Source organism: Pectobacterium peruviense (assembly GCF_002847345.1).
Classification (GTDB): Bacteria; Pseudomonadota; Gammaproteobacteria; order Enterobacterales; family Enterobacteriaceae; genus Pectobacterium; species Pectobacterium peruviense.
The window spans coordinates 169562-188638 of record NZ_LXFV01000001.1 but is presented as its reverse complement, the minus strand read 5'-3'; the positions used below and the strand labels follow the sequence as shown (position 1 = coordinate 188638).

Annotated in this window: 19 protein-coding genes and 1 pseudogene; 14 read left to right on the top strand and 6 right to left on the bottom strand. The window is 48.3% G+C overall.

From position 1 onward, the window contains the following. Positions 1-46 precede the first annotated feature (46 nt). Positions 47-1603 carry a TerC family protein gene (locus A0G03_RS00850; RefSeq protein WP_048260288.1) on the bottom strand — a complete coding sequence of 519 codons (1557 nt, stop codon included), beginning with the start codon at positions 1601-1603 and terminating at the stop codon, positions 47-49. A 569-nt stretch (positions 1604-2172) separates the two neighbouring features. On the opposite strand from A0G03_RS00850, the gene manX reads away from it, so the two are divergent. From manX to mntP, 5 genes are all read left to right on the top strand, one after another. Then, positions 2173-3141: a PTS mannose transporter subunit IIAB gene (gene manX, locus A0G03_RS00845; protein ID WP_048260290.1), complete on the top strand. Its 969-nt coding sequence runs from the start codon at positions 2173-2175 to the stop codon at positions 3139-3141. Positions 3142-3318: 177 nt separating this feature from the next. After that, positions 3319-4116 carry a PTS mannose/fructose/sorbose transporter subunit IIC gene (locus A0G03_RS00840; protein ID WP_048260292.1) on the top strand — a complete coding sequence of 266 codons (798 nt, stop codon included), beginning with the start codon at positions 3319-3321 and terminating at the stop codon, positions 4114-4116. A 14-nt stretch (positions 4117-4130) separates the two neighbouring features. Continuing rightward, a complete protein-coding gene (locus A0G03_RS00835; protein ID WP_048260294.1) occupies positions 4131-4973 on the top strand; it encodes a PTS mannose transporter subunit IID in 843 nt (280 codons plus the stop codon). A gap of 73 nt (positions 4974-5046) precedes the next feature. After that, positions 5047-5505 (top strand): DUF986 family protein, encoded by a 459-nt coding sequence (locus A0G03_RS00830; RefSeq protein ID WP_048260296.1) that lies wholly within the window; start codon positions 5047-5049, stop codon positions 5503-5505. 428 nt (positions 5506-5933) lie between these two features. Beyond that, the gene (gene mntP, locus A0G03_RS00825; RefSeq protein ID WP_048260298.1) at positions 5934-6506 is read left to right on the top strand and encodes a manganese efflux pump MntP; all 573 of its coding nucleotides are present in this window, start codon (positions 5934-5936) and stop codon (positions 6504-6506) included. A 247-nt stretch (positions 6507-6753) separates the two neighbouring features. Here the strand turns inward: mntP and rlmA are convergent, their stop codons facing one another. From rlmA to A0G03_RS00810, 3 genes are all read right to left on the bottom strand, one after another. Next, positions 6754-7584, bottom strand: coding sequence for a 23S rRNA (guanine(745)-N(1))-methyltransferase (rlmA, locus tag A0G03_RS00820; RefSeq protein ID WP_048260300.1), 831 nt, complete (start codon positions 7582-7584; stop codon positions 6754-6756). A gap of 128 nt (positions 7585-7712) precedes the next feature. After that, entirely contained in the window at positions 7713-7922 is a 210-nt protein-coding gene (gene cspE / locus A0G03_RS00815; protein WP_005968829.1) for a transcription antiterminator/RNA stability regulator CspE, read from the bottom strand. 41 nt (positions 7923-7963) lie between these two features. Further along, positions 7964-8080, bottom strand: a complete 117-nt coding sequence (locus A0G03_RS00810; RefSeq protein WP_085996916.1) for a DUF2627 domain-containing protein — start codon at positions 8078-8080, stop codon at positions 7964-7966. Positions 8081-9029: 949 nt separating this feature from the next. Here A0G03_RS00810 and A0G03_RS00805 point away from each other — a divergent pair. From A0G03_RS00805 to A0G03_RS00785, 5 genes are all read left to right on the top strand, one after another. After that, positions 9030-9944, top strand: a complete 915-nt coding sequence (locus A0G03_RS00805; RefSeq protein WP_048260302.1) for a metal ABC transporter substrate-binding protein — start codon at positions 9030-9032, stop codon at positions 9942-9944. Further along, positions 9941-10831 carry a manganese/iron ABC transporter ATP-binding protein gene (locus tag A0G03_RS00800; protein WP_048260304.1) on the top strand — a complete coding sequence of 297 codons (891 nt, stop codon included), beginning with the start codon at positions 9941-9943 and terminating at the stop codon, positions 10829-10831. The genes A0G03_RS00805 and A0G03_RS00800 overlap by 4 nt, the downstream gene beginning before the upstream one ends. Beyond that, positions 10831-11694: a metal ABC transporter permease gene (locus A0G03_RS00795; protein WP_048260306.1), complete on the top strand. Its 864-nt coding sequence runs from the start codon at positions 10831-10833 to the stop codon at positions 11692-11694. The genes A0G03_RS00800 and A0G03_RS00795 overlap by 1 nt, the downstream gene beginning before the upstream one ends. Continuing rightward, positions 11691-12548, top strand: a complete 858-nt coding sequence (locus A0G03_RS00790; RefSeq protein WP_048260308.1) for a metal ABC transporter permease — start codon at positions 11691-11693, stop codon at positions 12546-12548. The genes A0G03_RS00795 and A0G03_RS00790 overlap by 4 nt, the downstream gene beginning before the upstream one ends. A 398-nt stretch (positions 12549-12946) precedes the next feature. Then, on the top strand, positions 12947-13807 hold the full coding sequence (locus A0G03_RS00785; protein WP_048260310.1) for a fructosamine kinase family protein: 861 nt from the start codon (positions 12947-12949) through the stop codon (positions 13805-13807). 71 nt (positions 13808-13878) lie between these two features. Here the strand turns inward: A0G03_RS00785 and A0G03_RS00780 are convergent, their stop codons facing one another. Beyond that, entirely contained in the window at positions 13879-14427 is a 549-nt protein-coding gene (locus A0G03_RS00780; RefSeq protein WP_048260312.1) for a YniB family protein, read from the bottom strand. 307 nt (positions 14428-14734) lie between these two features. Between A0G03_RS00780 and hxpB the strand changes: the two genes are divergently transcribed. Continuing rightward, positions 14735-15400, top strand: a complete 666-nt coding sequence (gene hxpB / locus A0G03_RS00775) for a hexitol phosphatase HxpB (protein WP_048260314.1) — start codon at positions 14735-14737, stop codon at positions 15398-15400. Positions 15401-15487: 87 nt separating this feature from the next. Here the strand turns inward: hxpB and A0G03_RS00770 are convergent, their stop codons facing one another. Next, entirely contained in the window at positions 15488-15820 is a 333-nt protein-coding gene (locus tag A0G03_RS00770) for a cupin domain-containing protein (RefSeq protein WP_048260592.1), read from the bottom strand. Positions 15821-16132: 312 nt separating this feature from the next. Between A0G03_RS00770 and A0G03_RS00765 the strand changes: the two are divergent. From A0G03_RS00765 to pelW, 3 genes and pseudogenes are all read left to right on the top strand, one after another. After that, a pseudogene (locus A0G03_RS00765) lies at positions 16133-16315 on the top strand (5-deoxy-glucuronate isomerase); the annotation flags it as partial. An 81-nt stretch (positions 16316-16396) separates the two neighbouring features. Further along, a complete protein-coding gene (kduD, locus tag A0G03_RS00760) occupies positions 16397-17158 on the top strand; it encodes a 2-dehydro-3-deoxy-D-gluconate 5-dehydrogenase KduD (protein ID WP_048260318.1) in 762 nt (253 codons plus the stop codon). A gap of 273 nt (positions 17159-17431) precedes the next feature. After that, a complete protein-coding gene (pelW, locus tag A0G03_RS00755) occupies positions 17432-19063 on the top strand; it encodes a pectate disaccharide-lyase PelW (protein ID WP_048260320.1) in 1632 nt (543 codons plus the stop codon). Positions 19064-19077 lie beyond the last annotated feature (14 nt).

Sequence of the window (19077 nt, the reverse complement as noted above, 5' to 3'; positions counted from 1 at the left end):
AATCATTGGCGGAGCTTTATTCTACAATCGCCCCGCAAAGCGCTAATTACGCGTCTTCATCCTCTTCCCGATCGACGATACGTTCTACACGCACCAGTTCAATACGGTATTCGGAAACCTCAATGATATGGAAGCGCAGGTTGTACAACTCAATGATGGCACCGACTTTCGGGAACTCATCGCTATGTGCCAGCAGCATCCCCGCTAGTGAAGCATACTCTTCCTTCGGATCAACCAGAACGCTGCTATCCACTACCTGTTGTAAAGCGTGGAGGTCCGTTCCGCCTTTCACCAACCAGCCTTCGCCGTCTGGGATGATATCCAACGTTTCGTCTTCATCCGGGAATTCACCCGCAATCGCTTCTAGTACGTCCAACGGCGTTACCAACCCTTGCACCACACCAAACTCGTTGGCGATGATAACCAGACTACCTTTCGCACGGCGCAGAACAGGCAGCAGGTTTATCACATCCAGCGTTTCCGGCACCACAATTGGCGGATTAGCAGCGGCAAAGCTTTCCACATCGGTCTGAGTTTCCAGCGCCACCAGCAGATCTTTAGCACGGACGACACCGATAATTTCATCCAGAGAGCCGCGACATATTGGGAACAGGCTGTGAGGCGTGTCCAGCAATTGCATCCGGATCTGTTCGACAGAACTGCCACTATCTACCCAGGAAATTTCAGTACGCGGCGTCATCACGCTACGCAGCGAACGCGAGGCTAATGTCAGCACACCGCTGATCATATTGCGCTCTTCCTCAGCAAATTCTTCTGTCGTGAGCTTCTTCTGCGGTTCATCCGCATCCACATCGTCCATGTTTTTCCGTGAGCCCATCAGGCGCAGAATGGCCTCTGCGGTACGTTCACGCAAAGGACGGTGCGACTGATGCTTCATAAAGTTATGACGGGCAATTTGGTTAAACAGTTCGATCAGGATAGAGAAACCAATCGCTGCATACAGGTAGCCTTTCGGAATATGGAAGCCAAAACCTTCCGCCATCAGGCTCAGACCAATCATCAGCAAGAAGCTGAGACACAGGACAACCACCGTTGGGTGCTCGTTGACGAAGTTGGTCAGTGGTTTAGAAGCAATCAGCATGACGCCCATTGCAATGATCACCGCCGTCATCATGACGCCCAGGTGATCCACCATCCCCACCGCGGTAATGACGGCATCCAGTGAGAACACCGCATCCAGCACGACGATCTGCGCAACCACGGCCCAGAAGCTGGCATGCGCGCGATTACCGTTGCCATCGTGCGTTTTATTCTCTAGCCGTTCATGCAATTCCACTGTGGCTTTAAATAGTAGGAATACCCCACCGAACAGCAGAATCAGGTCACGACCCGAGAAGCTGAAATCGCCAACGCTAAACAATGGACGCGTCAGTGTGACCATCCAGGAAATCAAAGACAACAGGCCCAGACGCATGAACAACGCCAGGCTTAAACCGATAATGCGGGCTTTATCTCGCTGCTTGGGGGGTAATTTATCCGCCAAAATGGCGATAAACACCAAATTGTCGATACCCAGAACAATTTCAAGTACCACCAGCGTCAATAGGCCTGCCCAGATTGAAGGATCTAGCAAAAATTCCATGTCAGACTCCAGAAAATGAACGAGCAGATGACATCAATGCATGAGCCGCATTGAATGGTAATAAAAAGAGTTGGTGTGAATCAGAGAGATTCTGAATGTGGTCTGAGTGACCAGCTGAGTACAGAAAACCGCCAGCATTAGCGGGGAAACAGAGAACAGTTTGTCGGTGACAGTCCATGGGAAGGGCTGATGCCCGGTGCTCCTAAGCAATTAATGGGATGTTTACTCTAACAGGTTGTTACCATTTTTCACAAAGAATTTCGTAGACCCGCTTCGCATTGATAACACGTTCAAATTTTCCTATTCCGCGCCATTTTAGTCCCCTGCTTAACTGGTCAGCATTAGAGCATCATCACACTATTTATTTTTTCGATAAGTAAAATAAATCCGTCAGTCACGATTTCTCGCCTGACAACCTGGAGGAATACAGTGAATGTCATGAATCCACGGTAAAATTTTTTCTTGCAGCCATACTAATACCGCGACGGTTAACGTTTTCACTACCGGAACGTTAACTCTGTTTCCTGACACATTGACTCTTTTTGATCGTGAACGTGAGGAGGTAGCAAGTGAGTATTGCAATCATGTTATGCACTCACGGCGCCACTGCGGGACCGCTGTTAAAGACAGCAGAAATGATTCTTGGTGAACAAAGTAATGTCGCCTGGATTGATTTCGTTCCCGGAGAAAACGCCGAAACATTGATAGAAAAATATCAGGAAAAACTCACGCACTTAGACACATCGCAAGGCGTGCTGTTTCTCGTTGATACATGGGGCGGCAGCCCGTTTAACGCCGCCAGTCGCCTCGTCACGGATAAAGAAAACCATGATGTTATCGCCGGCGTGAATATCCCCATGCTGGCGGAAACCTTTATGGCTCGGGATGATAATCCGTCCTTCTCCGATCTGGTTTCTATTGCACTGGAGGCTGGCAGAGATGGCGTCAAGGCGCTGAAGCATCAGGAAAAACCCAAAGTCCCCCATCTTTCTCCTCCACCGCCCCCCAAAGCCAACGCTGTACCCACACCGGCAGGTCCCGGCGAACATATGAAGATTGGGTTGGCACGCATCGACGACCGTCTGATTCATGGTCAGGTCGCCACCCGTTGGACGAAAGAAACCAATGTTTCGCGCATTATTGTTATCAGCGATGAAGTCGCTGCCGATCACGTGCGTAAAACGTTGCTGACTCAGGTTGCGCCACCGGGCGTTACCGCGCACGTGGTGGATGTAGCAAAAGCCGTTCGTGTTTATGACAACCCGAAATATGCCACCGATCGTGTGATGTTACTGTTCACCAATCCGACGGATGTATTAACGCTGATCGAAAATGGCGTAAAAATCACCTCGGTCAATATTGGCGGCATGGCGTTCAAACAGGGGAAAACTCAGGTAAATAATGCCGTTTCTATCGATGAGAAGGATATTGTGGCATTCCGTGAATTAGATAAACGCGGTATTGAATTGGAGGTTCGGAAGGTATCAACCGATTCCCGGATTAAAATGATGGACTTGATTAACAAAATGCCGCGTTGATGCCTGTCTCGATACGAAGGTTATTAACGTTAACATCACCATCAATAATAGTTTTATAGACCTGGAGATTTTCAAAATATGCATTTATGTCGATATTGAAAAGCTTTATGTCGACATAGAAAATCAATGGGGATGGCGATTTATTTTTACTCAGACGCATTTTATAGGAGAAGTACGATGGAGATTACCACACTTCAAATTGTGCTGATATTTATCGTCGCGTGTGTTTCGGGGATGGGTTCGATTCTCGATGAATTCCAGTTCCACCGTCCACTCGTTGCTTGTACGCTGATTGGCGCAGTATTAGGTGATTTAAAAACCGGGATCATCATTGGCGGTACGCTGGAAATGATCGCATTAGGCTGGATGAACATCGGTGCGGCAGTCGCACCCGATGCGGCGCTGGCTTCCATTATCTCAACCATTCTGGTTATTGCCGGTGGTCAGGGGATTGGCGCCGGGATTGCTCTGGCGATTCCACTCGCTGCCGCTGGGCAAGTATTAACCATTATTGTTCGTACCATCACCGTCGCGTTCCAACATGCGGCAGACAGTGCGGCAGAGCGAGGTAACCTGACGGCTATCAGTTGGATTCACGTTTCCGCCCTGCTACTTCAGGCGATGCGTATCGCGATTCCTGCCGTTATTGTCGCAGTTTCTGTGGGTACTGACGCTGTTCACGCCCTGCTGAACTCCATCCCAGAGGTTGTCACCAACGGCTTGAATATCGCAGGTGGGATGATTGTTGTCGTCGGTTACGCGATGGTCATCAACATGATGCGTGCGGGCTACCTGATGCCGTTCTTCTATCTTGGCTTCGTTACCGCCGCGTTCACTGAGTTCAATCTGGTCGCTCTGGGCGTAATCGGTATTGTGATGGCGGTGCTGTATATCCAACTCAGCCCGAAATATAACAAGGTTCAAGGCCAGTCTGTTACATCAGGCAATAATGGTCTTGATAACGAACTGGATTAACAGGAGTGAGAAAAATGATCGAAAATAAGAATGTCAAAAAACTCACTGACAGCGACATCCGCGCGGTGTTTATCCGTTCCAACCTATTTCAAGGTTCCTGGAACTTTGAACGTATGCAGGCACTCGGTTTCTGTTTTTCCATGGTGCCAGTGATTCGCCGTCTTTATCCTGAAAATTCGGAAGAGCGTAAACAAGCGATCAAGCGTCACCTGGAGTTCTTCAACACGCAGCCTTTTGTTGCCGCTCCAGTACTCGGCGTAACCATGGCAATGGAAGAACAACGTGCTAACGGCGCGCCCATTGATGACGCAGCGATAAACGGTCTGAAGGTCGGGTTGATGGGGCCACTGGCTGGCGTCGGCGACCCGATATTCTGGGGCACCGCACGTCCGGTATTCGCTGCGCTAGGCGCGGGGATTGCCATGAGCGGCAGTCTGCTGGGGCCGGTTCTCTTCTTTGTCCTGTTTAACCTGGTTCGTCTGTTGGTACGTTACTATGGCGTCGCCTACGGTTACCGCAAAGGGATCGATATCGTCAGTGATATGGGCGGCGGCTTCCTGCAAAAAATGACCGAAGCGGCGTCAATCCTCGGCTTGTTTGTCATGGGGGCATTGGTCAATAAATGGACCCACGTCAATATACCGATGGTGGTGTCGACAGTGACGAACCAGAACGGGGAAACCACGGTAACCACGGTTCAATCCATTCTTGACCAGCTCATGCCGGGGCTCGTGCCTCTACTGCTGACGTTCGGCTGTATGTGGCTGTTACGGCGCAAGGTGAACGCGCTGTGGCTGATTATGGGCTTCTTCGCCATTGGTATCTTCGGATACTGGATCGGCCTGCTAGGCGTGTAGAATCCAACAGCCGGGCGTCAATGCGTCCGGCTGTTTTTTTATTCACTGATACAAACCGACAAAGGTAATACGGATGACGATAACGGATATCGCACTAGTGGTACTGATTGCCTTAGCACTGACGTATGCCATCTATGACGAATTCATCATGGATAAACTCAACGGGAAAACAAAACTCCTCGTCCCTCTAAAGCGGATGAACCGTCTCGACACGCTGATTTTCATTGGTTTAGTGGGTATTCTTATTTATCAGAATGTGATGAGTAATGGCGCCATTATCACGACCTATCTTTTGATTTCTCTAGCCTTCATAGCATGCTATCTGGCCTATATTCGCCGCCCTAAACTACTTTTTAAATCGACCGGTTTCTTTTATGCAAATATATTCATTCCTTATACCAGAATTAAAAATATGAATTTATCTGAAGATGGCGTATTAGTTATCGATCTTGAGAAACGCCGTTTATTGATACAGGTTACTCAGCTCGATGATTTAGAAAAAATATATAAATTTATGATTGAAAATCAATGAGGTAAATTTCCCTTTCAAATTATCTAAAATAGCTTCAGATATACACCTCATGTTTTGATGGTATTTTAACCCCAATAACATTGTCGTTATTTTATACGATCCCTCGTCATCGATAACCAAATGAAAATAATTATCAATTGCATTGTTAACACTTAAAACTTTTAGTGTTGTTTGCATCATAAATAATATGGTAAGGTTGCGCCGTCATTGGGGAGTAGCCGATTTCTGATTAGTAAATACTCATTAGTAACTTTTCAGAAATGCTCGTATCAACATACTCGTTCTATCTCCATATTACTGGGGTATAAAACGTGGTGCGGGCGGCCAAGCGTGATTGGCAGGCGAGACCATAGACACGTAAGATCATCATTCGGGTTGGGGATGATCTGCGTGTATATGGTTAATCGTCCAGCCGAGGCTATTTTACAATGAATATGTCAGCAACACTTATCCTAGCATTTGGTATGTCAATGGATGCCTTCGCCGCGTCAATCGGTAAAGGTGCCGTCCTGCATAACCCTCGTTTCCGTGATGCGATCCGTACTGGTCTCATTTTTGGCGTTATCGAAGCCATTACCCCGCTCATCGGCTGGGCGCTTGGTTTTTTTGCCAGCCAATATATTCTCGAATGGGATCACTGGGTTGCCTTTACGCTGTTATTGATTCTCGGTGGCCGCATGGTCGTTGAAGGATTTAAAGGTTCCTCAGACTGTCGCTGCGAACCAGTCAAAAATCATAGTTTGGCGCTGTTAGTTTGTACTGCGATCGCCACTAGCCTGGATGCCATGGCAATTGGCGTCGGTTTAGCATTTCTTCAGGTCAATATCTTCCATACTGCGATGGTTATTGGCTGTGCCACCATGATTATGGTTACGATTGGGATGATGATCGGCCGCTATATCGGTCCAATTCTCGGTAAAAAAGCAGAAATTATAGGTGGGCTGGTTCTGATTGGTATCGGCTGTAATATCCTGTACGAACATCTCGGCTACGCCGCCTGATATACCCGTCATACTTCACGTTGCTTGTGCGTTGGCAGCCCTTACTCACCCCAGTCACTTACTTATGTAAGCTCCTGGGGATTCGCGCAGTTGCCGCGTTACAAGGCCCATAAATGAGCCTTGCCCTAGAGGGCCAACGCTTTGACGTTGTTCAAAACGCTAGCGTTTTGTCACGCAACGCGAATTATTTAGGGTATAAAAGCAATGGGCAGCCCGCTACCGCGCTGCCCGTTTTTATTCTTCCCGATCACGCGTCAGCATCGCTCTCAACACGCTGATGCAGGCGAATAATAAAATCCGTTTCACAGCTAAACGCTGTGGTTGCCTGCAACCGCTCGCTCACGTCAGGTGTTGCCCGCCAGGCGAAAGGTGTCATTTGCAATAGCGCAGCAGCCTCACGTCCAGATAACTGCATGGGGTACGCGAGCGTCTGCCGATCCATCAGTTGAAAACCTGCGAGCACTTCATCTTTGCTCGGGTGCAACAGCACCTCATCGTAGACTTCCGACTTCAGTTGATAAAGATGTCGTGGCCCCGGAGACACCGTCACCACCCAGCCGCCAATCTTAATCGTACGCTGCAACTCTGCGTCATTACACGGCGCATAAATCTTTACCACAGCATCAAGAGATTGATCGCGAAAAGGCAATCTCTGGCTAGAAGCAACACAGAACTCAACGTTGTCATACCGCTTTGCCGCACGCTGAATCGCTGCTTTGGAGACATCTAACCCATATATCATCATCGCCCTGCGCGATGTAAGACGATGTGCAAGCTCTGCGGTGTAATACCCTTCCCCACAGCCGATATCCAGCAACGCAGCGGCATCATCCACAACAATATTATCAATATGTTGTGAGACTGCATCGCGTAGCGGTTGATAATGACCGGCTTCCAGAAAGTTGCGCCGGGCTTGCATCATTTCCGCGCTATCGCCGGGTTGTTTCGAACGCTTAAACTGTACTGGCAACAGGTTGACGTAACCTTCTTTCGCACAGTCAAAGCTATGTTTACCGCACGTCCATTGCCGCGGGTGTCGCTCCAGAGGTAACTGGCATAGCGGACACTGATAACTCATCGGCACATTTTCCTCATTAAAAACGTCTTTATCGTATTACGGGTGTAGATAAAAGTATCACGAGTGCATATAAAACGCAGACAACAAAAAACCCGCACCATGGCGGGTTTTGCAACAGAGCTGTAAAATTACAGCGCAGTGACGTTTACTGCGGAAGGACCTTTCTGGCCATCCTGAATTTCGAATTCTACGTTCTGGCCTTCAGCCAGAGTTTTGAAGCCGTTGCCTTGAATTGCAGAGAAATGTACGAATACATCTTTGCTGCCGTCAGCAGGAGTGATGAAACCAAAGCCTTTAGACTCGTTGAACCACTTAACCTGACCTTTAATCTTTGCCATTTCAAATATTTCCTTTAATTGTTTAAACCGCCAAAAAGGCGTTATACAGACAAACCAAAGTCGTTACTGCTTGAGGCACTAAGATAAGGATCGGCAGAGAAGCAACATGCAACGCTAAAGGTTGTACTTAAGTCTTCTTTACTGAAAATGCCATTCATATACAGAACTGTACCTCGTTTTACCCAGAAGCGTTATTACACACTATGTAAACGATGGCAAGGGCTTTTTTATCAGTCGTGGATGTGCCGCACAAATTCACATCATCATTGGTTCATTAATACGCGATAACACAGTCTGACTGCCTATATTCACATGCACCTTCTGACGCTAAGCAATAAGTGAATTTCAGATTCTATTATGTAAAAAAATACGCGACGACTGTCGCAATTCGAGCCAAAACGCCCATGCAATCATAACAAAAAGCTATAATTAGCGTTCTTATATGAAGAGATATTGACCACTAGCGAAAAGCGAGCCAGACATCGACCACGCTTATATCAATGTTTAAAATCGATTGTCATTTTTATGCTATCTATATCTTTTGCATTAATACATTACATAATAGAAATTATTTATAGCCTAACCTTTCATTATGCTGGAAATTAACTTGCTTGAACCAGCAGTGCTATTAGTACCATCAAAAAAGTCAATAAGACCAAACTTGCCAACTTCCAACGCCGTTCTGATTTTGTGCTCATATCACTGACAATCCTTTTGTATAAAATAGAGACATCTCTCACAGTCTTTATGGTTTATCGGCAAGCATCAGAATTTTCTTAAGTCTATAGAAGATTTATCTCGCTTTTTGGCGTAAATTTCGCCATGTGTATAGCTATGTATAGTTGCAAGACAGTTCACTACTGTTACCGTTAGACTTTCGTTGTAACCTTAAGTACGATTCATTAAATTAAAGCAACATTTCTGTTACTAAAGGAGCATGATGCGTTCCTTACCTACGCAAGCGCGTGCTGCGGGCCTGCGAACAGTGATTTCTTGTGTCATGAGACACCCTTCAATATTAACTCCCCGCTTTTTTCTGCCTCTTGACTTAAATGATATTGATAATTATTCTCATATAACTCTTTCACGGTTTGTAAGGATATCCGCATGATTGGCTTTCACCTCCCTTTGTCCGCTCTGTTTCGCCGTGTTGCGCTGCCGTGCGCATTGCTGCTTTTAGCCAACACATCCGCTCAGGCGGCTGAAAAACTTAAAGTCATCACCACCTTTACCATCATTCAGGATATCGCACAAAACATCGCAGGCGATGCCGCAACCGTTGAGTCCATTACCAAACCCGGCGCAGAGATTCACGATTATCAACCGACACCGCGCGATATCGTGAAGACACAGTCGGCACAACTGGTGCTGTGGAACGGTATGAATCTCGAACGCTGGTTTACGCGCTTTTTCGAGAATGTGAAAAATGTCCCCGCCGTTGTGGTAACGGAAGGCATCACCCCGCTTCCTATCCGTGAAGGTGCCTATAATGGCAATCCGAACCCGCATGCCTGGATGTCACCCTCGAATGCATTAATTTATATTGAAAATATCCGCAAAGGTCTGGTTCAAGCCGATCCGGCTAATGCAGAAACATACAACCGTAACGCAAAAACCTATGCTGAAAAAATTAAGGCTCTCGACGCACCGCTACGTGAACGTCTCGCCCGTATCCCAGAGCAGCAGCGTTGGTTAGTCACCAGTGAAGGTGCATTCAGCTATTTGGCGAAGGATTATCAGTTCAATGAAGTTTACCTCTGGCCAATCAATGCCGATGAGCAGGGTTCACCTCAGCAGGTACGCCGAGTAATTGACACCGTGCGTGAAAAAGCTATCCCTGTGGTATTCAGCGAGAGCACGATTTCCGATAAGCCAGCAAAACAGGTCAGCAAAGAAACGGGGGCGAAATATGGCGGCGTGCTGTATGTTGATTCGCTTTCTACAGAAAAAGGCCCCGTGCCGACCTATATCGACCTGTTACAAGTGACGGTGGAAACCATCGCTAAAGGATTTAATCAATGAGTAGTGATCGAGCAGTACAGTCATTAGAAGTCAATGATGTTTCGGTTACTTACAGCAACGGGCATCAGGCCATTCGCCACGCCTCATTTTCTCTGACTGGCGGAACGATTTGCGCCTTGGTTGGCGTAAACGGCAGCGGAAAATCGACGTTGTTCAAAAGCATCATGGGGTTGGTCAAGCCAACCTCAGGGCAGGTACTGCTCAATCAGCAACCAATTTATCAGGCGCTGAAACAGAATCTGGTTGCCTATGTTCCACAAACAGAGGATGTGGACTGGAACTTCCCCGTTTTGGTTTCCGACGTGGTCATGATGGGACGCTATGGAAGAATGAATTTCCTGCGTATTCCCAGTAAACAAGACCGTGCGATTGTGGCGGAATCGTTGGAGCGTGTCGGACTTTCATCGCTGCAACATCGCCAGATCGGTGAACTGTCCGGTGGGCAGAAAAAGCGCGTTTTCCTGGCGCGGGCATTGGCTCAACAGGGCAGTGTTTTGCTGCTGGATGAGCCCTTTACCGGTGTAGACGTCAAAACAGAGAACGCGATCATCGATCTGCTTCGCACCTTACGCGACGAAGGGCATTTGATTCTGGTGGCAACGCATAACCTCGGCAGCGTTCCCGAGTTTTGCGATAACGTTATTTTGGTCAATCGCACCGTTTTAGCCGCAGGACCGACGCACAGTACCTTTACCCAAAGCAATTTGGAGAAAACGTTCGGCGGCGTTCTACGGCACATTAACCTCGGGGGAGCTCACCTTCACGATGACGACGATGTCCGCTCTGTGACGGTGTTGACAGATGATGAACGTCCGGCCGTGTTCTATGGTTCGACCAAGAGCGACCCTCCAGCGTCACGTGTGATACCGGAGGAGAAAAAGCCCTGATGATCGATATCCTGTTGCAGCCATTCAGCTATAACTACATGGTCAAAGCGATCTGGGTCAGCGCAATAGTCGGCGGCGTGTGCGCTTTTCTTTCTGCCTACCTGATGTTGAAAGGCTGGTCGTTGATGGGCGATGCACTCTCCCACTCCGTCGTCCCCGGCGTTGCAGGTGCCTATGCATTGGGCCTGCCCTACGCGGCCGGTGCGTTTTTTACCGGTATGCTCGCAGCCTTGGCAATGACTCTCATCCGCCACATTACCCGATTACGCGAAGATGCGATTATCGGCTTTATTTTCTCAACGTTTTTTGCTGTCGGCCTGCTGATTATTTCGCTCAATCCGACATCGGTTAACGTGCAGTCCATCATTTTTGGCAATATTTTAGGCATCGCCGACGAAGATGTCCTGCAAGTTGAAGTCATTATCGGCGTGACGTTCGTGATTCTCTGTCTGCTGTGGAAGGATCTGCTGGCCGTGTTCTTTGATGAGAACCACGCACGCTCGATTGGTCTTTCCCCGCTGAAACTGAAAATTTTGTTCTTTACGCTGCTGAGTGCTTGCACTGTCGCAGCGCTGCAAACCGTCGGGGCGATTTTAGTCATCGCGATGGTGATTACGCCGGGTGCGACGGCTTACCTGCTCACTGACCGCTTTGGTCGTCTGGTTGTGATTTCTATTGCGCTCGGCGCTATCACCAGCGCAGCAGGCGCGTATCTGAGCTTCTTCCTTGATGGTGCAACCGGCGGCGTGATTGTCACCTTACAAACCATCGTCTTCCTGTTGGCGTTTGTCTTTGCACCCAAGCATGGGTTACTCGCATCGCGCCGCCTGCGGTTACGCGATCAATCAGGAGATGCATTATGACGCTCATTAGCTGGCTAATTGATCCCCTGTCCTACCCGTTCATGCAGCGTGCGCTACTCGCCGCTGTGGTAACAGGAACCGTTTGTGCGGTGTTGTCATGCTATCTGGTGCTGAAAGGCTGGTCGCTAATGGGCGATGCCATTTCTCATGCCGTGTTGCCCGGCATCGTTGTCGCCTTCCTGCTGGGGATCCCGTTGGTTATAGGGGCTTTCGTATCCGGTATTTTTTGTGCGGTAGCGACGGGATACGTGAAAGAGCACAGTCGGGTCAAAGAAGATACCGTAATGGGGATTATCTTTTCCGGCATGTTTGCGCTAGGGCTCGTTATGTTTGCGCGCATCGATACCGATCAGCATCTGAACCATATTCTGTTTGGTAACGTTCTGGGCATCACTCAGCAAGAACTGACGCAAATATTACTGATCGCCGGAGTGACGCTGGCTATCATCTTGTTAAAACGTCGAGATTTCATGCTGTACTGCTTCGATCCCAATCATGCTCGCGTCATTGGCCTCCCTGTTAAGCTACTGCACTACGGGTTGCTGAGCCTGCTGGCGATGACCATCGTCGCATCCTTACAGGCCGTCGGCGTTATTTTAGTGATCGCGATGCTGATTGCGCCGGGTATTATTGCCTTCATGGTCTGTAAACGTTTCGAACGCATGGTGCTTGTCGCCACGTTAGTTTCCGTCGTTTCCTGTATTGCTGGCACCCTGATTAGTTTCTATATTGATGGCGCAACCGGCCCTTGCATCGTCATCGTTCAGGCGGTGTTCTTCACACTGGCGTTGACTTACCACCAGCTTAAGCAGCGTCGTCAGGCTGCTTCTCAGACTGCCACCGACGCGCTGTAATCCCCCCGCTCCTCAGCCTTTTAGCATGACGTAACCGGAAAACAGCCGTCGGTTACGTCATTAAATGCTTTATTTTACTGCCTTATTTGCCGGATTGAGCATCATCCTAACTCCGTGATTTTTAATTACGGCTATACTTGTTTCTCGCTATCTCCACCTATCGGTATCACTGTGCTGTATACCTGTAATACTTCAAGCTGCATGCGCGTTGGCTGCGTTCACTCGCCCGAATCACTTACATGAGTAAGCTCATCGGGATGCTTTCTCTTGCCGCCTTCCTGCAACTCGAATTATTTGAGGTATAGATTCCATTTTTATTGCGCTCAATGGGTTACCGTAAACGAATCACCCCAGTGAACAGCATCGTTATCGGGCAACATCAACGGGAGGATGACCTTATGTGGCAAGCTATCAGCCGACTTTTGGAAGAGCATCACGGTACTGCGGATATTCAGGAACACCGCGAATTACCTGGCGGTGAAATACACCCAGCCTGGTACGTCCGCTACGGCGAGCATGACGTCTTCGTAAAATGCGATAGTCGTGAAATGCTGGCTAAATTCACTGCTGAAGCCGATCAGCTTCACTTACTGAGCCGCAGTAATACCGTTCGCGTGCCCAAGGTCTATGGTGTCGGCAGCTCACGCGATTACAGTTTCCTGCTTCTGCAATATCTTCCGGTCAAACCGTTGGATGCCCACAGTGCCTGGTGTTTGGGCGAACAATTAGCACGTCTACACCAGTGGAGCGATCAGCCACAATTTGGGTTGGATTTAGATAATGACCTCTCGACAACGCCACAGCCAAACAGCTGGCAGCGACGCTGGGCGACCTTTTTTGCCGAACAGCGAATCGGGTGGCAATTGCAGCTAGCGGCGGAAAAAGGGATGCATTTTGGCCACATTGAAACACTGATCGCTCGTGTCGATGAACGTCTCGCTGGGCATCAGCCACAGCCGTCGCTCTTGCACGGTGACCTGTGGCCGGATAATTGTGCGAATAGTCAGTACGGGGCGTATTTGTTCGATCCGGCCTGCTATTGGGGAGACAGAGAGTGCGATTTGGCAATGTTGCCACGCTATCCGTCCCTACCCGCGCAGATTTATGATGGTTACCAGAGCGTATGGCCGCTGGATAAAGGCTTTATCGATCGCCAACCCATTTACCAGATTTACTATCTGCTTAACCGCGCCAATCTTTTCGGCGGCAAGCATATTGTTGAGGCACAACAGCTTATAGAGCGACAGCTTTTGATCTAATGTAAGACGTTTGATCTAAGACAGGTAGGGTGTTTCAGCATCTGGCGCAAAAAGTTGCGCCAGACCGTCATTCAGACTGGCAACCCGAGTAGGCGTAATACCATGTAGCCAGCACCCGCGATAATCACCGGCAGGATGTAAAGCTGAAAGAATTGCACAAAAATCGTGTGCCCAGGAACCACAACTCGAGACTCCAGCGTCTCACGCGTGTTTCCTGCATCACCTTTCATCTTCTCTAAAATCAGTTGATCTTCAATACCTTCCCGAATTGCCTTCGCCTGACGAGACATCCGAGCCCCCGATACCTGCAATGCCAGGCCAATGAAAATCAGGATGTAGATCAGCCAAAACATCAGCGTCGCCGCACTGAAAAAACGCGTAAAATCCGGTACTGGCGAGTTGTACCAAAAAATGTTCAGGAAAGACGTATTAAAGCGCACCATGTCGACCATTAGATGCAGAAAATCCAGAAGAACAGCATCGATGCCCTGTTTTTTCTGGGTATAAGCGTAGAGATAGTTAGCCAGCGAGACGAGCGTTGAAAGCAGCGCAGGAATAAAAAGGATCCATCCGGCAATGCGTTTAACGACGGCAATACGGCCAGCCTGTTGATACGTCATGAGAACCCCTTCTTAGCGACGCAACATTAGTAATGTATCGTTTTAGTACGACGGGTAGCCTACTGTAAGTTTGGGAGCAGTCAATACTTTATCTCCCACGCCGCTTGATAAGCCACAATAGCAACGTTATACCCGCCATACTTCACGCAACGTGTGTTAACTGTATTACGCAGTCCTTCCATAGCCTCGCCCTGACGAGCCAACACTTCGCGTTGTTCCAAACGCTAGCGTTTTGTCCTGCAACTCGATTTATTAGGGTATAGTTTACCCTTAAATTTTCTTTTTCTTTGCTGACGGAGCAAGTGGTATGTCCTTTAATTCTTCTATACGCGCGGCAATTTTCGATATGGATGGGCTGCTGATCGACTCAGAACCATTGTGGGATAAGGCCGAGTTGGAGGTTATCGCCTCACTGGGCGTAGATATTTCGTTACGACACGCAATGAAAGATACGCTGGGTTTACGCATCGATATGGTTGTCGAGCTCTGGTATCAGCATTCTCCCTGGACTACTCCAAGTCGGGATGAAGTTGTCCGACGTATTATCGATCGCGCCATCGAACTCGTTGCCGAGCAGCGTCCTCTTCTGCCTGGCGTCGAACATGCGCTGCAACTGTGTCGTGAACAGAATCTCAAGATTGGACTCGCTTCAGCTTCGCCGCTCCACATGCAGCAGCAGGTACTGCGTATGTTTAATCTGGAGCACTATTTTGATGTCCTGATGTCTGCCGAGGCACTGCCATACAGTAAGCCTCACCCCGAAGTGTATTTGAATGCAGCAAACGGACTCGGCGTATCTCCTGCGCAATGCGTGACATTGGAAGATTCGGTGAATGGCATGATCGCAACCAAAGCAGCACGCATGCGTTCCATCGTTATTCCACAGGCTGAGTTTCGCGCTGACGCACGCTGGGTGCTGGCTGACTATCAGTTGGATTCTCTGAATCAACTGACTGCTGAACATTTAGTGTAGATGTAGGAATAAGAAGAATAGAAAAGCAGATGTCGCAGGATATGACGAAAGCGTGGCCGACGTATATCCCGGCCACGCTTTGAGGAATTACAGGAAATCAGCTCGCTTAGGCGAGAAAGCATCGATCAGTACGCTACCGTCTTCAAGCGAAACCACACCGTGCATCTCGTGTTTCACCGCCAGATAGGCGTCGCCCGTTTTCAGGATACGTTTCTCACCTTCGATCACAACTTCAAAGCTGCCAGCGGCAACATAAGCAATCTGATCGTGAATCTCATGGAAGTGCGGCGTACCAATTGCACCTTTATCAAAGTGCACGTAAACCATCATCAGCTCATCGCTCCAGGTCATGATTTTACGCTTAATGCCACCGCCCAGTTCTTCCCATGGCGTTTCATCATCAATAAAATATCTTCTCATCATCATCTCTCCTCTAACGCTTTTATTGCCCATACCTTCTATTGCGTCAACAAACCGTGCACGACAATGAATGTATGGCTATGGATTGCGACATTTTAGCCACATCAGTACCAGAAGAAACATAAAATAAGCAAAACCATGACGGCCCTCAAGAAATAAATAAAACATTATTTCATTTTTATTGAATTCACATCCCATCCAAACTATCATCCCGCATAACAAGAAAGAACCGGGCATGTTGAGGAACAGGTGACGTTGTCACTGCCACGCGGCATCATCTGTTTCGCCCGGCGCTTTCGCCAGGAATGATGGATGATGGGACAAATGCAGGAAACCCGTCACATAGTGATAAAAAATGAGCAGGCGGTGATGTCACCGAGCTGGTCGATTCATTCCGGTGTTGGCACCAGACGCTACACCTTTATCTGGGGCATGGTTGGCGAGAATCAAGTTTTCGGTGACATGGATCACGTCAAGGTTAGCGAGTTACGTTAATCGCTTTCAACCGGAATTACCGGTGTTCCCTACAGTAACAGCTAACGACTAAGTATTGTCGCTTACAGAGAGATTACAGCTATGATTTTAAATTCTTTTGATTTGCAAGGTAAAGTTGCTCTTATCACAGGTTGTGATACGGGTCTGGGTCAGGGTATGGCTATCGGTCTGGCGCAAGCTGGTTGTGATATCGTCGGCGTCAACATCGTTGAACCGAAAGATACTATCGAAAAAGTCACTGCACTGGGACGCCGTTTCCTCAGCCTGACCGCTGACATGAGCAACGTGTCTGGTCATGCCGAGCTGGTAGAAAAAGCCGTTGCTGAATTTGGCCACGTTGACATTCTGGTCAACAACGCCGGTATCATCCGTCGTGAAGACGCGATCGATTTCAGCGAGAAAAACTGGGACGACGTCATGAACCTGAACATTAAGAGTGTTTTCTTTATGTCTCAGACCGTTGCGCGCCAGTTCATCAAACAAGGTAAAGGCGGCAAGATTATCAACATCGCGTCTATGCTGTCCTTCCAGGGCGGTATCCGCGTGCCTTCTTATACCGCATCAAAAAGCGCAGTAATGGGTGTAACCCGTCTGCTGGCTAACGAGTGGGCAAAACACGGCATCAACGTTAACGCCATCGCTCCAGGATACATGGCAACCAACAATACTCAGCAACTGCGCGCCGATGAAGACCGCAGCAAAGAGATTCTGGATCGTATCCCGGCTGGCCGTTGGGGTTTACCGCAGGACCTGATGGGCCCATCCGTCTTCCTGGCATCCAGCGCATCTGATTACATTAATGGCTACACAATTGCCGTTGATGGTGGTTGGCTGGCTCGCTAAGTGTAATTTTTCTTAGCGGCGTTTCGCCAATTTTCGATAAAAAGCACAATTTAGGTTGTGCTTTTTATTTATTTTTCAATTTCTTATTTCATTTTTCATCATTCTTTCTCCTGCCAAAATCCTTTCTTAAAAAAAATCAAAACAACGTTCCGACTTTGATCACACTTTCGAGATTGCGTGCATGACGACAAGGTTAATAGCGCAATATAATCAATCAAAACAGTGTTTCTATTTATAAGGAACTGTTCACACGGTTCCATAAGAAGGTACTCCATGAGTATTTTTGAAAACTTATACACCAGCAGGAAATCGCAGCTCGACGAATGGGTTGCAGCACTAGATAGCCATATAGCCTGCGTTCAGGAAAAAGGCCGCAGCCAAAGTAAACCAACGCAATTATTGGCTGATGGTTTTGATGTGGAAAATTATGCGCCAGCCGTATGGCAATTCCCAGATGGGCACAGCGCACCTATTTCTAATTTTGCCAGCCAGCAGAATTGGCTAAGAACACTGTGCGCCATGAGCGTCGTTACGGGTGATGATAGTTACCAACAGCACGCTATCGCACAAAGCGAATATTTCCTGGATCACTTCGTTGATGATAATAGCGGCCTGTTCTACTGGGGCGGTCACCGCTTTATTAATCTGGATACGCTGGAAGGCGAAGGGCCAGAATCCAAAGCTCAGGTGCATGAATTAAAACATCACCTACCCTATTACGCGCTGTTGCATCGTGTTAATGCGGAAAAGACGCTGAACTTCTTTCAGGGTTTCTGGAACGCGCACGTTGAAGACTGGGATTCTCTGGATCTGGGTCGTCATGGCGATTACAGCAAAAAACGCGATCCTAATGTTTTCCTGCATGCTCGCCATGATGTCGTCGATCCAGCACAGTGGCCCGTTCTGCCGTTAACAAAAGGACTGACGTTTGTTAATGCTGGCACAGACCTGATTTACGCCGCGTTCAAATATGCAGAGTACACGGGCGATAGCCATGCTGCAGCATGGGGTAAACACCTTTACCGCCAATACGTTCTGGCGCGCAACCCAGAAACCGGTATGCCGGTATATCAATTCAGTTCACCACAGCAGCGTCAACCGGTACCGGAAGACGATAACCAGACGCAGTCCTGGTTTGGCGATCGTGCTCAACGCCAGTTTGGTCCAGAGTTCGGTGAAATCGCGCGTGAAGCCAATGTGCTGTTCCGCGATATGCGTCCACTGCTGATTGATAACCCGCTGGCGATGCTGGATATCCTCCGCACGCAGCCTGATGCAGAAATGCTGAACTGGGTTATTTCAGGGTTAAAAAATTACTATCAGTACGCCTACGATGTCACCAGCAATACGTTGCGCCCGATGTGGAACAACGGCCAAGACATGACAGGCTACCGCTTTAAACGCGATGGCTATTACGGCAAAGCGGGAATGGAACTAAAACCGTTCGCATTAGAAGGTGATTATTTATTACCGCTGGTTCGCGCTTATCGTTTGAGTGGTGATGAAGATCTGTACGCACTGGTTAACACCATGCTGACACGGCTGAATAAAGAAGACATTCAGCACATCGCCAGTCCGCTGCTTTTGTTGACCGTTATCGAACTGGCCGATCACAAGCAATCAGAATCCTGGGCACATTACGCCGCGCAGCTGGCTGGCGTTCTGTTTGAACAACATTTCCATCGTGGCTTGTTTGTTCGCTCTGCACAGCATCGTTATGTTCGTCTGGATGATACTTATCCGCTGGCTTTACTGACTTTCGTTGCCGCTTGTCGCAACAAATTAAACGCTATTCCACCGTTCTTGACGCAAGGTGGATATGTTCACGGTGATTTTTGCGTTAACGGGGAAAATAGAATTGTTTATGACGTGGAGTTAATTTATCCAGAGTTATTAACGGCTTAATTTTATATTTTTTT

Coding starts and splice junctions, on each gene's coding strand:
- A0G03_RS00850 (WP_048260288.1), bottom strand. CDS start 1,603: ATGGAATTTTTGCTAGATCCTTCAATCTGGGCAGGCCTATTGACGCTG.
- A0G03_RS00840 (WP_048260292.1), top strand. CDS start 3,319: ATGGAGATTACCACACTTCAAATTGTGCTGATATTTATCGTCGCGTGT.
- A0G03_RS00835 (WP_048260294.1), top strand. CDS start 4,131: ATGATCGAAAATAAGAATGTCAAAAAACTCACTGACAGCGACATCCGC.
- A0G03_RS00830 (WP_048260296.1), top strand. CDS start 5,047: ATGACGATAACGGATATCGCACTAGTGGTACTGATTGCCTTAGCACTG.
- mntP (WP_048260298.1), top strand. CDS start 5,934: ATGAATATGTCAGCAACACTTATCCTAGCATTTGGTATGTCAATGGAT.
- rlmA (WP_048260300.1), bottom strand. CDS start 7,584: ATGAGTTATCAGTGTCCGCTATGCCAGTTACCTCTGGAGCGACACCCG.
- cspE (WP_005968829.1), bottom strand. CDS start 7,922: ATGGCAAAGATTAAAGGTCAGGTTAAGTGGTTCAACGAGTCTAAAGGC.
- A0G03_RS00810 (WP_085996916.1), bottom strand. CDS start 8,080: ATGAATGGCATTTTCAGTAAAGAAGACTTAAGTACAACCTTTAGCGTT.
- A0G03_RS00805 (WP_048260302.1), top strand. CDS start 9,030: ATGATTGGCTTTCACCTCCCTTTGTCCGCTCTGTTTCGCCGTGTTGCG.
- A0G03_RS00800 (WP_048260304.1), top strand. CDS start 9,941: ATGAGTAGTGATCGAGCAGTACAGTCATTAGAAGTCAATGATGTTTCG.
- A0G03_RS00795 (WP_048260306.1), top strand. CDS start 10,831: ATGATCGATATCCTGTTGCAGCCATTCAGCTATAACTACATGGTCAAA.
- A0G03_RS00790 (WP_048260308.1), top strand. CDS start 11,691: ATGACGCTCATTAGCTGGCTAATTGATCCCCTGTCCTACCCGTTCATG.
- A0G03_RS00785 (WP_048260310.1), top strand. CDS start 12,947: ATGTGGCAAGCTATCAGCCGACTTTTGGAAGAGCATCACGGTACTGCG.
- A0G03_RS00780 (WP_048260312.1), bottom strand. CDS start 14,427: ATGACGTATCAACAGGCTGGCCGTATTGCCGTCGTTAAACGCATTGCC.
- hxpB (WP_048260314.1), top strand. CDS start 14,735: ATGTCCTTTAATTCTTCTATACGCGCGGCAATTTTCGATATGGATGGG.
- A0G03_RS00770 (WP_048260592.1), bottom strand. CDS start 15,820: ATGAGAAGATATTTTATTGATGATGAAACGCCATGGGAAGAACTGGGC.
- kduD (WP_048260318.1), top strand. CDS start 16,397: ATGATTTTAAATTCTTTTGATTTGCAAGGTAAAGTTGCTCTTATCACA.
- pelW (WP_048260320.1), top strand. CDS start 17,432: ATGAGTATTTTTGAAAACTTATACACCAGCAGGAAATCGCAGCTCGAC.